This is a genomic window from Halomonas sp. TG39a (assembly GCF_000744395.1).
GTDB classification, from domain to species: domain Bacteria; phylum Pseudomonadota; class Gammaproteobacteria; order Pseudomonadales; family Halomonadaceae; genus Vreelandella; species Vreelandella ventosae_B.
Map to the genome: position 1 here is coordinate 380,584 of NZ_JQLV01000002.1, position 12,392 is coordinate 392,975.

13 protein-coding genes are annotated in these 12,392 nt (G+C 54.5%); 5 read left to right on the forward strand and 8 right to left on the reverse strand.

The annotated features are described in order from the left end of the window. Positions 1 to 177: 177 nt before the first annotated feature. Positions 178 to 1,071, forward strand: a complete 894-nt coding sequence (locus tag U738_RS19915) for an AraC family transcriptional regulator (RefSeq protein ID WP_035584562.1) — start codon at positions 178 to 180, stop codon at positions 1,069 to 1,071. Between the two features lie 18 nt (positions 1,072 to 1,089). Here U738_RS19915 and U738_RS19920 read toward each other — a convergent pair whose 3' ends face one another. Beyond that, on the reverse strand, positions 1,090 to 1,515 hold the full coding sequence (locus tag U738_RS19920) for a VOC family protein (protein ID WP_035584565.1): 426 nt from the start codon (positions 1,513 to 1,515) through the stop codon (positions 1,090 to 1,092). A 133-nt stretch (positions 1,516 to 1,648) separates the two neighbouring features. Between U738_RS19920 and U738_RS19925 the strand changes: the two genes are divergently transcribed. Then, the gene (locus U738_RS19925) at positions 1,649 to 2,527 is read left to right on the forward strand and encodes a LysR family transcriptional regulator (RefSeq protein ID WP_035584568.1); all 879 of its coding nucleotides are present in this window, start codon (positions 1,649 to 1,651) and stop codon (positions 2,525 to 2,527) included. A 99-nt stretch (positions 2,528 to 2,626) separates the two neighbouring features. On the opposite strand, the gene mqo is transcribed toward U738_RS19925, so the two are convergent. Further along, the gene (mqo, locus tag U738_RS19930) at positions 2,627 to 4,306 is read right to left on the reverse strand and encodes a malate dehydrogenase (quinone) (protein ID WP_035584571.1); all 1,680 of its coding nucleotides are present in this window, start codon (positions 4,304 to 4,306) and stop codon (positions 2,627 to 2,629) included. Positions 4,307 to 4,456: 150 nt separating this feature from the next. On the opposite strand from mqo, the gene U738_RS19935 reads away from it, so the two are divergent. Continuing rightward, the gene (locus U738_RS19935; RefSeq protein ID WP_035584574.1) at positions 4,457 to 4,690 is read left to right on the forward strand and encodes a DUF3820 family protein; all 234 of its coding nucleotides are present in this window, start codon (positions 4,457 to 4,459) and stop codon (positions 4,688 to 4,690) included. A gap of 23 nt (positions 4,691 to 4,713) precedes the next feature. On the opposite strand, the gene U738_RS19940 is transcribed toward U738_RS19935, so the two are convergent. Further along, positions 4,714 to 5,046, reverse strand: coding sequence for a hypothetical protein (locus tag U738_RS19940; protein WP_035584577.1), 333 nt, complete (start codon positions 5,044 to 5,046; stop codon positions 4,714 to 4,716). Between the two features lie 126 nt (positions 5,047 to 5,172). Between U738_RS19940 and U738_RS19945 the strand changes: the two genes are divergently transcribed. After that, positions 5,173 to 5,940 carry a DUF1499 domain-containing protein gene (locus tag U738_RS19945; protein ID WP_035584580.1) on the forward strand — a complete coding sequence of 256 codons (768 nt, stop codon included), beginning with the start codon at positions 5,173 to 5,175 and terminating at the stop codon, positions 5,938 to 5,940. A 10-nt stretch (positions 5,941 to 5,950) separates the two neighbouring features. Here U738_RS19945 and U738_RS19950 read toward each other — a convergent pair whose 3' ends face one another. The 5 genes from U738_RS19950 to U738_RS19970 form a co-directional block, all read right to left on the reverse strand. Then, positions 5,951 to 6,313, reverse strand: coding sequence for a ribbon-helix-helix domain-containing protein (locus U738_RS19950; protein WP_035584583.1), 363 nt, complete (start codon positions 6,311 to 6,313; stop codon positions 5,951 to 5,953). 131 nt (positions 6,314 to 6,444) lie between these two features. Continuing rightward, positions 6,445 to 7,014 (reverse strand): DJ-1/PfpI family protein, encoded by a 570-nt coding sequence (locus U738_RS19955; protein ID WP_035584586.1) that lies wholly within the window; start codon positions 7,012 to 7,014, stop codon positions 6,445 to 6,447. A 115-nt stretch (positions 7,015 to 7,129) separates the two neighbouring features. Further along, the gene (locus U738_RS19960) at positions 7,130 to 9,229 is read right to left on the reverse strand and encodes a methyl-accepting chemotaxis protein (RefSeq protein ID WP_035584589.1); all 2,100 of its coding nucleotides are present in this window, start codon (positions 9,227 to 9,229) and stop codon (positions 7,130 to 7,132) included. Positions 9,230 to 9,288: 59 nt separating this feature from the next. Beyond that, on the reverse strand, positions 9,289 to 10,488 hold the full coding sequence (locus tag U738_RS19965) for an ABC transporter substrate-binding protein (RefSeq protein ID WP_035584592.1): 1,200 nt from the start codon (positions 10,486 to 10,488) through the stop codon (positions 9,289 to 9,291). A gap of 223 nt (positions 10,489 to 10,711) precedes the next feature. Beyond that, positions 10,712 to 11,326, reverse strand: a complete 615-nt coding sequence (locus U738_RS19970) for a flavin reductase family protein (RefSeq protein ID WP_035584595.1) — start codon at positions 11,324 to 11,326, stop codon at positions 10,712 to 10,714. Between the two features lie 109 nt (positions 11,327 to 11,435). Here U738_RS19970 and U738_RS19975 point away from each other — a divergent pair, with 109 nt between their 5' ends. Next, a complete protein-coding gene (locus U738_RS19975) occupies positions 11,436 to 12,383 on the forward strand; it encodes a D-2-hydroxyacid dehydrogenase family protein (RefSeq protein WP_035584598.1) in 948 nt (315 codons plus the stop codon). The last annotated feature ends 9 nt before the right edge of the window (positions 12,384 to 12,392 follow it).

Below are 12,392 nucleotides of genomic sequence, written 5' to 3' on the forward strand. Positions count from 1 at the left end.
GGCATTTCCCCCGCGTGCGAGGCATGCCAACAGTATTGGCCTATTCCGTGATGATAGCGATGACCGAAGCTACGCCATTTTTGCCCATTACTCCGATGCCACGTAATAAAATAACAAAAAACCAGCATAAATCATTATGATTATGCAAAAGCCACCAGAAACCAGAGAGAAGCAACCATGGCCTCCACCCCCCAGGCTGGCAATGCGCTGGCTGCCGTTATCGCGCCACTGATTAAAGGCGACGGTATCAATGACACGCCGCTACCCGGCGTGTCGTTACTCTGTTTAAGCCGCCACCAGGTGCGCACGCCGCTTCTTTATGAGCCGAGCCTGACCATCATTGCCCAAGGGCGCAAAATGGGCTATCTCGGTGATCGCGAAATCTATTACGACCCCGGCCACTACTTGGTCCAAACGCTACCACTGCCCTTTGAGTGCGAAACCTACGGCTCACCGGAAGCGCCGTTGTTAGGCATATCGGTACGCCTGGATCCCGCGCTATTAAGCGAAATGGTAACAGCGATGGGCGATACCGGTGATCATGCCCAGGCACCACTGCCGATGGCCTCGGTGGCGATGACAGAAGGCATGCAGGAGGCCGTACTGCGCTTGGCGCGCACACTAAATGAAGCGGTGGAGTGTAGCACCATGGGCACAGCACGCATTCGCGATGTGGTCTTTGAAGCGCTAAAGGGCGAACAGGGCCCCGCTTTACGGGCGCTGGTACTGGGGCATGGAAACTATTCACGCATCGTGCAGGTGCTATCTAAGCTACACCGACATTTTGCCGACGACTTTAGCGTGGAACAGTTGGCCGCCCAGGCCAATATGAGTCCGTCGACGTTTCACCACCACTTTAAGCAGATTACCCGCTCGTCCCCGGCCCAGTACTTAAAACGGCTGCGTTTAATCAAAGCGCAGCAGTTGCTGCTGCAGGATAATCACAACGTTAATCAGGCCGCTGCGGCGGTAGGTTACCGCAGCGTGCCTCAGTTTAGCCGCGACTATAAGCGCTACTTTGGCGAGCCGCCGCTTCAGCATCGCCGTCAGGAGCAAGCATTGCGGGCCTAAGCGTTTATGTTGCAGCGTTTATTTTGCAAAGACCTGACTCATATCTTTAAACGCCTTGAACTCCAGAGCATTTCCACACGGGTCGAGCAGGAACATAGTGGCCTGCTCGCCAACTTCACCTTTAAAACGAATATACGGCTCAATCACAAACTGAGTATCCCGCGCTTTCAAGCGCTCGGCCAAGGCTTCCCACTCGTCCCACGCCAAGATGACCCCAAAGTGCGGCACCGGTACGTTGTGTCCATCTACCGGATTCGAGTGGGCGCTCTCTTGCCCTGGCGTTTTCGGCTGCTCATGAATGACCAGCTGGTGGCCGAAGAAATTAAAGTCGACCCACTGTTCGCTGGAGCGCCCCTCTTCCAAACCAAACACATCGTTATAAAACGCTCTTGCGAGCGCTACATCATAAACAGGAATCGCCAGATGGAAGGGTGAAAGACTCATGATCATTCTCCACATTATTAGGTTTTGTGAGGTTCGCGGGCACTTTATGCGGCCTCGCTGTGTTCATCCTAGGGCCGCCCATGGGAAAATAAAATCAATAACTATTTGGCTGATTCACAAAAAGGATTGATCAATGATCCGCGAGCTCAAAACGCTGATAGCGGTCGCGCAGGAAGGCACCTTTGCCGCAGCGGGCAACAAAATTGGCCTCACCCAAGCGGCGGTAAGCGCACAAATGAAGCGCCTTGAGGAAGAGCTGGGTATCGCCCTGTTTGAACGTAAAGGGCGTGCCGCTATCTTGACCCCGCGGGGCCAAGAGACGTTAAAGCAAGCCCACGCCCTGCTCACCCTCTACAGCACGCTGGGTGCTGCTACTGCGGGCCAGCCAGCGACACAGCGGGTCAATATTGGCGCCATTGCATCGATACAGCGCTCGCTACTACCCGATGCGCTGGCGCGTTTTCATCACGCCCATAGCGAGTGCCGTACCCGCGTGGTGCCTGGGCTCTCCATGGAATTGGTGAATCAAGTCGACGCCGGCGAGCTGGATATGGCGGTGATTATTCGCCCACCCTTTACGCTGCACAGCGATTTGCGCTGGACGCCCCTTGCCCATGAGCCGTTTCGGCTAATCGTGCCTTGCCATATTGATGGTGACCAGTGGCAGGAACTGATCACCCGCCAGCCCTTCGTGCGCTATGACCGCGCCTCCTTTGGTGGACGGCAAGTAGACCGCTTCCTACGCGACAATCACTGCAACGTACGCGAGGTCTGCGAAGTCGATGAACTAGAGGCCATCGTGAAACTCGTCGCCAAAGGAGTCGGCGTTGCGTTGGTGCCCCAGGCGATTGCGCAGCAACGCTGGCCACCGGGAGTGCGGGCGATTGATTTGGGCGAGCGTACGTTTCACCGCGATATAGGGCTGATTCATCCGACCAGTGGCCACTTGAGCGAACCCGCCCGGGCGCTTGCCCAATTGATTAGCGAGATCGCCCAGCGGGCGAAGCTTTAATAGCCACTCTCAGCCATTATGGAGGCAATAAAAAAACGCTACCCCTGTTGTTCGGGATAGCGTTTTAGCTAGCAACATTAAAGTGCGGTTGACTCAGTTTTACACTTCGCTGTCAGCTTCTTCTTGCGTCTCGCTTGCCGGAGTATCGCTAACTGCCTCTTCGTCCTGCTGGTCTTGCGCGTTATTTACCTCGCTCGCCTGCTCTGCGTCGCTATCGGCAGCAAGATTGAGTGGCTCATCTAGCTGCAAGGTTTGCGCGGTAAAGGCACGTACTTCGCTAAGTAGATCAGGATTTTCCGCCAAGCGCTGTCCATAAGAAGGCACGATGTCGGTCAGCGTTTGCTGCCACTCTGCGCTGGCAACCTGCTCGGGGAAAACGCGGTCAAGCAGGTTTAGCATAATAGACGGGGCTGTTGAGGCTCCCGGCGATGCGCCCAGCAGTGCCGACATGGTGCCATCTTGCGACGTCACGACTTCGGTACCGAACTGCAACACACCACCCGTTTCAGGATCTTCTTTGATAATTTGTACCCGTTGACCTGCTGTCCACAGTGTCCAATCGTCTTTGTTTGCTTCAGGGTAGTACTTCTGTAGTGCTTCAAAGCGATCATCGTCAGACATCAGTACCTGGCCAACCAAGTAACGCACCAGATTAAAGTTATCCATCCCAACTTCAGCTACCGGCCAAGTGTTATGCAGCGTCAGTGAGCTAAATAGATCCGTCCAGGAACCCTCTTTCAGGAACTTGGTGGAGACCGCCGCAAAGGGGCCAAAAAACAGCGCTGGCTCACCGTCCAGATTGCGCCGGTCCAAGTGCGGCACGGACATCGGCGGAGAACCTTCGCCCGCTTTACCATAGGCCTTAACGTCGTGCTGGGCCACCACGTCTGGATTAGTGGTATAAAGGAACTGGCCACTTACCGGGAAGCCTGCGTAAGCTTCGGCTTCAGGAATGCCCGACTCCTGCAGCAACAATAGCGCAGCACCACCCGCGCCGATAAAGACATAGCGGGAGTCCACGGTAGTTTCCCCACCGTTGGCGCGATCCGCCACGGTCACTTTCCAGGTACTGTCATCATTGCGCTCTAGACCACGCACTTCACTGCTAAGGCCCAGCGTAAAGTGGTCGCTTTGCGCCAGCGACTCAACCATTTGGCGCGTTTGCGCACCATAGTTAACTTCGGTGCCCATCTGCATGCGTGTTGCTGCAACGGGGGTGTCGCTGCCTTCACGACCTGCCATCACCAGCGGCATCCACTCGGCCAGTTCCGAGCGATCTTCAGAGTACTCCATACCCTCATACAGTGGGTTTTGTGTCATCGCCTGGTGGCGCTCACGCAGGAAGTTGACGTCGTCCTCCCCCCAAACCACCGCAATGTGCGGCACACTTTGGATAAACGAATCTGGATCACCCAGAATGCCAGCCTCTACCTGGTGAGACCAAAACTGACGGGAGACTTCAAACTGTTCGGTTACCTTAGTGGCACGCTCAATTTTAACTTGGCCATCAACTTCCGGCGTATAATTGAGCTCCATAAAGGCTGAGTGCCCGCTACCGGCATTGTTCCAGGCGTTGGAACTCTCTTCCGCCACTTGGTCCAAGCGCTCATAAAGGTGGATATTCCACTCAGGCTCAAGCTCTTGTAGGTAGGTACCCAGCGTGGCGCTCATAATGCCGCCGCCAATCAGTACCACATCAACAGGCTCATCGGCGGCAAGCGGCATGGCTGCCAGCGCCAACAGCGGAGAACAGAGTAATAGGCTAAAACGTTTTTGCATGTCATGTCCCTGACGATACAGAAAGGACGCGCCGGAACACTAGGTCTCCGGCATCGAGGGGGGTATTATTTGTCGACTAAAGTCTAACAAAAATACGTCAAGCCGGAAATATGCAATCTTACTTAAATGAGAATGAATGGAATTTAAGCTATGAAACCAGAGGATCTGGAAAAGTTAGTGACTCGCACCATGCCCTTTGGCAAGTATGAGGGCCGCCTTATCGCCGATCTCCCCGGCCCCTATTTAAACTGGTTTGCTAGGGAAGGGTTTCCCTCTGGGGAAATTGGCCAGTTGCTGCATTTGATGCATGAAATCGATCACAATGGGCTTGGCCCGCTGCTTGACCCATTGCGGAAAACGCCTAGCCAACGTGGCGAAATCTAAGGCTTTGTGTTTTTATCAGCACTCTAACGCTCGTTCAGAGCACGCTGAAATTCAGCACGGTAAGCCATCTCATGCTGTGCAGTATCCGCAGGAAAGCGGCCTAAAGCGACTGCCAGTTCAAAAAAGCCCGCTGCGGGTAAACCATCGCCGCGACGGCTGACGACCAGTGCAGAGATAAATGGCTTCTGCTGCGCGGCGTCTTCGTGCATTAACCGCTCTAACGCCTGGGTAACCTGGGCGATGGTTCGCGGCGGCGTGAGGGCCAGCGCGCTAGCCGCCTGCTGATACGTCATTGGCAAGGTGTCACGCGGTGCGCTCAGAAGTAGCTGGCGGAGAGTGGCTGCGTTACCGGTCATATATAGCCTATCGTCAGGTTTTAACACGTCACTTTGCCCATTGGCGCCGTGTTTTTGCTAAGCCGTGTTTGTGCTAAGAAGTATGTGTGCTAAGAATAGCGAAATACGCTGTATTAAGGAGAGAACATGGTAACGCGACCAACCCAGGCGCGCCCTCGCGGTGGCCGCTGGCCAAACGTGCTGGCGGGCTTAGCCATTCTACTGATAGCCGCAGCGGCACTGATGATGGCAGGCGCCGGGCCGGCTTATCGCGGTGAACTTATCAGCCTCGGCGAGGCGTTCAACTTACTGCGCAACGGCGTCTATGCCGCCGGAGGAGCGGTAGCAGTGAGCATTATCGCGCTGTTATGGAGTATGCTGGCTCGCCGTTCTACGCCCGCTTTAATGGCCACGCTGGTGATCATCGCCGCTGCAGCGCTACTTTATGTACCCTGGCAACATTGGCAACGCGCCCAGCAGGTGCCCGCCATTCATGATATCACCACCGATACGCAGAACCCGCCTGCCTTTGAAGCCTTGGCCGAGGCGCGAGAAGCGGCGCCTAACGGGGTCGACTATCCCGGCGCAGCCACCGCGCAGCAACAGCAAGCCGCTTATCCCAATATCCAGCCGTTAGTCTTGGCCGCTCCCCCGCAATCGGTGTTGGCTGCCGCGCAAGCAGAGGCCGAAGAAGCTGGTTGGCGTATCGCCCGCATTACCGACAATCATATAGAAGCTACCGCGACCACGCGCTGGTTTGGCTTTGAGGATGATGTCGTTATTCGCTTAACCGACGTTGAAAACGGCGTGCAGGTGGATATGCGCTCGGCATCACGCCTTGGCGCCAGCGATGTGGGTACCAATGCTGCGCGTATCGAGCAGTTTTTAGCGGCGCTGGATGCGCGACTTGAATAGGCCTTTTTCGTTAATGTATTTGATCACGCCTATTGCCACCTTCGCGCGCTAAAATTCGCTCAGCGTCCAGGGTGGCGATAGGCACTTGATGCTGGGCGGGGATATCCCCACTCAATTGAAGCGCTTGATAACGCAGCGCACAAACACGCAAAAACGAGGTGAAGTTGCCCAAATCATGCCCGGCGTCGATGGATTCGTGATACAGCCGGGTAATCATCTGGGCCGTGTTCATGCCATCTCGCTGGGCAATCTCTTCGAGAATGTGCCAGAAATAATTCTCCATGCGCACGCTGGTGACCATACCATCGATACGCAGCGAGTGTGTCGCACTGCGCCACAGCTCGGGGTCAGCTTGAATAAACAGTTTACACATGGGCGTAGTCTCTTTTGGTAGACATCGTCTCTTGGCCTATTAGCCTCCACACGAGTCATTAGCATAGCGGACATAAGCGCAGAACGCCCAGCGGGTGCTGGGCGCAAACGTCGTTATCACTGCGGATAAACTTACTTATTCAGTAACGCCATAAACTGGGCAAGCCAAGCCGGGTGGGCAGGCCAAGCCGGTGCGGTGACTAAATTGCCATCAGTGACCGCATCGGTCACTTCCAGGTTGGCAAAGTGGCCACCCGCAAGTTCTACCTCCGGCTGGCAGGCAGGGTACGCAGAGCACTGCCGACCTTCCAGCACGTTGGCAGCAGCTAACAGCTGGGCGCCGTGACAAATCGCAGCCACGGGCTTATGGGTCTCAAAAAAGTGCTGAACCATGGTTAGCACCTCTTTATTCAAGCGAAGATACTCCGGTGCGCGGCCACCAGGCACCACCAGAGCATCGTAATCGGCTGGATTAGTGCTGGCGAAATCAGCGTTCAGTGCAAAGCGGTGGCCGGGCTTTTCGGAATAGGTTTGATCGCCTTCAAAGTCATGAATCGCGGTGGCCACGGTGTCGCCTGAGGCTTTCCCAGGGCAGACAGCATCGACACGGTGGCCAACGGCCATGAGTGCCTGAAACGGCACCATGGTTTCATAATCTTCAGTGAAATCGCCGGTGATCATTAAAATGCGCTTGCTGCTCATCTCCGTGCTCCTCTTATCTATTTATCTTATGATTATTGATCGAGTGTTTGAGCACACGCGGGGCGTGTTAGATGAGACTAGCAAGCGCTTTCCAACAACAGGTAGTAATTGCTTACTACTGAGTAACTTCTTCCTTCTGTGGGAGAGAGAGACGCTGCTGCCCTGCCGTGTCACTGACGCGGAAGCGCCCTACCAGTGAATGCATATCCCCGGCACGATCATCCAGCGTATGGCTGGCCGTGGTCGCTTCTTGCACCAACCGGGCATTCTGGTGTGTCACCTGATCCAACTGCGAAATTGCCTGGTTGATCTGATCAATACCAGCCGATTGCTCATGGGTCGCTCCTGCAATCTCGGTAACATAGCGCGTCACCTCACCCAGGCTATCAATGATTTCCTGCAGGTGTTTGCTGGAGGCGTTTACCAGTTGCTCACCCTCGCTTACCTTGGCGACACTATCGTCAACCAAATGGCGAATTTGGGCAGCTTCTTCGGCGCTACGTCCAGCTAGTTTGCGAACTTCCTGGGCCACCACGGCAAACCCCCGCCCCTGCTCACCCGCTCGCGCGGCTTCAACAGAAGCATTGAGCGCCAGCAAGTTGGTTTGAAAGGCGATATCGTCAATGGCTTTAATAATAGAGGTGATCTTTTCGCTCGCCTCACGGATATCCCCCATCGCCGCCGTCGTGCGCGTTGACACATCGCCTGCTGCACGAGCGCGCTGGTCAACATTGCCGCTGGCGTCTTTGGCCTGATCAGCGTACTCAGCGGTCTGTTTCACCGTGGCAGTAATCTGTTCAAGACTTGAGGCCGTTTCCGCCAACGACGCCGCCTGCTGGTCGGTACGCTGGGAGAGGTTCTCATTACCCGCGGCAATTTGTCGGCTGCTGGCCGCAATGGATTCGGCGCTTTCACGAATTTGCGCCACCATGCTTTCAAAGGTATCCATCATATTATTAAACGCTTGAGCAGTTTGGCCCACTTCATCGTTGCGCTTAAGCTCAAGACGCTTAGACAGGTCAGCATTTTCGCCTGCGGCACCACTGATGTTTTCCATTTGATGGCGCATCGCTACTAGCGGGCCCAGCACCCGTACCATGGTACGCCAGCCAAAAATCGCAAGTAGTGCGATAACCGCTAGTGTGACCATGATCAGTAAGGAACGACCAGCATTTGCTAACGTCTCTGCCTGGGTCGCGGCGCTGTCAGCCTGACCGACGGTATACGCTTCAACATCACTTAGCGCCGCACGCATCTGAGTCATCGCTTGGGCAACATTTGTGAGCGCCGCTTGCACCTGGGCGCTTAACTCCAACTGCTGTAAACGAAGCTCATAGACAGCGTTGTCATCGGATACCATCAGTCCATCCAGCTCTACGATGACATCGTCTAAATCACTAATCAGCGCGCGCTGCTCTACTCCGGTACTCGGTGCATCGGCGATCGCTGCGAGTGACTGGCGAGCCAGCCCCACCTGTTGGGCAATTTCATTGTGGCGCAAGTTGACCAGCGCGTCGGCGCTATCCGTTTGCATCATCTGGCGACCCAGGTCAGACAGTACCGCCAACGCCATGCGGGCATTGCCGCTTAGGCGTCCGATATCCGCTTGCGCGGTAAACATGTTGTCGAGCAACTGTGTTGGCAGCGTGGTCATGCCATCTTCGCGCCAGGCTTCCATTAACTCGCGCTGTTCACGATCACTACGAACCTGCGCTAACGCCGTACGACCGGCAATATCTTCAGCGCTCAGCATCACTTGTGAAATGAGTGATTGCATCGCACTAATGCGCTCAGCCATTTGAGTTTGTAGGTTCAGCTCTTCACGGCGCACGGCTTCCAGCGCCGTATCCCCTTCTAGCAACGCTTGATAGTGGCTATCCAGGTCACTCAATCCTTGCGTTTGATCAACTCCACGCAGGCCTTGTCGCGCATCATGAAAACGCTCATCTAATGCCGATTGAGTAGTGACTTCATCAAGGCCATTCACGCCCTCTGCAGCAAGCAAATCCGCATGGCGTTGACCAAATGCCCCCATGGTGAGCACCATGCCCATGCTGGCATCCTGAAGCGGTAACACCTCACCGGTAATATAGCGCTGTGAGTCGATTAGCCGTTGGTTGGTGGTCCATCCCGTTGCTGCCAGTACGACGGCGCCCAGCACGGCAGCTAAGAACAGGCTGATCAACATCGCTCGAATACTTAAGGTTTTTTTCATTATCTGTTTTCACTTGTGTCAGGGTCTTACAAATAACGTAAGCTTTGGTGGTGTAAGCGTTAGGGCAGCAGGTTTGCCCATTCCACTGACTCGAAACGGCCATTTGTGATAATAGTGGGCCATACCGCATCGCTGGCTTGATGATCATCAGGCCCCAAGCTCAACGGCTCTTCTAAGCCAATATCCACCGAGCCCAAGCCGAGCAAGCCATCCACAATAGCGTCACGATCTGGGTTCGCGCCGGCCGCCTTTACGCCCTCGACAAAGAGCTTTGCCGCCAGGTAGCCTTCAAGGGAAATAAAGTCAGGTTCGCTACCATTGGCATGGGTTTCCAGCGCCTGGCGGTAGGACTCAACAGCAGGCAGTTCGGCATCCAGGGGCGGTACGACCTGGGTAATAATGACACCTTCTGCGAGATCACCGAGCTCATCCATAAGCGCTTGGCTGCCCACAAAAGAGACGTTTAGAAATACCGCCTCAGGAAGGTCATTCTTCGCTTCACGAATAAAGTCTGCAGCAGGCCCGTAGGTACCCACAATAATAATCGCCCGCGGCGTCACTGGCGCTTCCAAAATGGTCGCTAGGCCCTGGTGAATATTGCGAGTTCCGCGGGTAAAGCGTCCATGGGCCAGCGCCGAAATATTATCAACGCCATGGGCAGTTAACGCTTGTGAGGCACCATTATATCCCGCATCGCCAAAGCTATCGTTTTGGGTGAAGAAGGCAATTTCCTCGGGCAACACCCCTGCTTCCAACAGCCCATCCACCATGGCGGCGGTTTCTTGTACGTAGCTGGCCCGATAGTTAATCACGTAGCGGTCTGGCGGTGTCTTACGCAGTACGCCTGCACCGGTAAACGCCCCATAAAGCAGCGTTTCATATTCGTTATAAATGGGAATGGTAACGGTAGCCGTCGGAGTGCCGACATTGCCAATCGCAGCCAGCACTTCATCCTCTTGAATAAGTTCTCGGGTATTACTGGCGGCTTGCAGCGGTTTGTACTGATCATCGCGGGCAATCAAGGCAAGCGTTTCGCCATTAACCCCACCCTCTGCATTGACTTCGGCAAAGTAGGTCTCGATACCTTTTTGCATGCCCAGCCCTAGCGGTGCTGCCCCCCCGCTGGAAGGGGCAACAATCCCAAAGGTCAGTTCCGCCTGCGCTAGCAGTGGAGCAAACACCCCGCCTAATAAAGCTATTGTTAATACAATCCTTTTTAATAAGACTTCTCTTAATAACCAGGTTCCCAATCGTTGCATTGATCTGCTCCTTAATGGCTAGATCACTTCCCCACGTAAATAGCATGGGCAAAGGTATGTCGTGCACCCCTCACACCTTCGCCACATTACCGAGCCTTTAGTTATTACTATCGGCAGGAGAATATACGACTAAAGATTAATTATCGTTGATTAATAAGTAACAAATATTACTTAGAATGTAACAATTAATTTCAAGCCCGCCAAAAGCTCTAAATTATGCGTTTTATGCGGGTCTTTCGATGGCAAAACGGTCGCTAATCCGAATGTAATCACTGCCAGCTAAACGCCCAACAGGTTTGAGCAAATCCATATCCACATGGCGGCCGTCCCACAGCGAATCGTCAATATGAATTGAGACGACTTGAGCCAGCACTAACGTGCCTGCCAAAGGCTGGTCACCAAACCGGATCATATCAAAAAGTTTGCAGCCAAACGCCACAGGAGCATTCGCAATCCGCGGTACGTTTACGCCAGGCATCACGGCTTTTTCAAGCTCCGCCAGGGCAAACTCATCCTCGCCCGGCGGCAAGCTGGCGCTGGTGGTATTGAGCGCCTCAATTAACCCTTCACTACCCACATGCACGACGCATTCAGGTACTTCATTTAAATTGCGCACCGTGTCTTTAAGTTCGCCGCTGCCATTGAGTAATGGCGAAAATGCCAGCACCGGCGGATTCACACTGGCCACGTTAAAGAAGGAAAACGGCGCCAAATTGGTATTTCCCCGCTTATCCTGGGTAGATACCCAGGCAATTGGCCGGGGGCAAACGCTGCCGGATAGCAGCCGATAAATAACCCCTGGGCTTAGCGGCGCGTCATCTAATAGGTAATCACTCATTGATGGCTCCTTGATGGTGAGTTTTCAGGTTAGTATCACTCTATAACAGCACAGCCTACGACGCTCAGTTTTGCCATTATCGATAAGGCCAGTTTGAGGAGACCTTTTAATGAAGATTGTCATTGCCGATGATTACCAGGACTGTGTGCGCCATTTAGATGCCTTCAAACAGCTCGAAGGCCATGATGTAACGGTTTATCACGACACCCTTACCGACCTGGACGCGCTGAGTGAGCGTTTCAAGGCAGCCGAGGCGCTAGTGCTTATTCGCGAACGCACACCGATAACCGCAGCCCTACTTAAGCGTTTGCCCAACCTGAAAGTGATTAGCCAAACCGGTGGCGGTGCCGCTCATGTGGATATACCGGCCTGCCGCCATCATGGCATAACGGTAATGACGGGCACCGGTTCGCCCTACGCTGCAGCGGAATTAACCTGGGGTTTGGTGCTGGCCGCGATGCGCCATATACCGGCAGAGGTTGAGAACCTGAAAGCAGGCCGCTGGCAACGCACCTTAGGTACAGGTCTGAAAGGTCGCACACTCGGCATTTTTGGCTACGGAAAAATCGGCAGTTTAGTAGCATGCTACGGTCAGGCATTTGAAATGAAGGTGTTGGTGTGGGGCCGGGAAGGCACTCTCCAGCGCGCCTCTGATGCCGGAATTGAGGTGGCCCAAACCCAGGCCGATCTGTTTCAGCGTGCGGATGTGCTCAGCCTCCACCTGCGTTTGAACGACGAAACCCGCGGTATAGTCAGCGCTGAATCCCTCGCCCAAATGAAGCCGACGTCTTTGTTGGTAAATACCAGCCGTGCTCAGCTAGTGGCGCCAGGGACACTGGAGCAGGCTCTAAAAGCCGGGCAGCCCGGCCAAGCCGCCGTCGACGTTTTTGACGCGGAACCGCTTTTGGCTGACTCGCTACTAGAGCTGCCTAACCTTGTCGCCACGCCACACCTTGGCTATGTAGAGAAAGATAGCTACGAACTCTATTTTGGCGATGCTTTTAGCAATCTACTGGCGTATATCAATGGTCAGCCGATCAACAATCTAGCCAGTTAATTGAGCGCG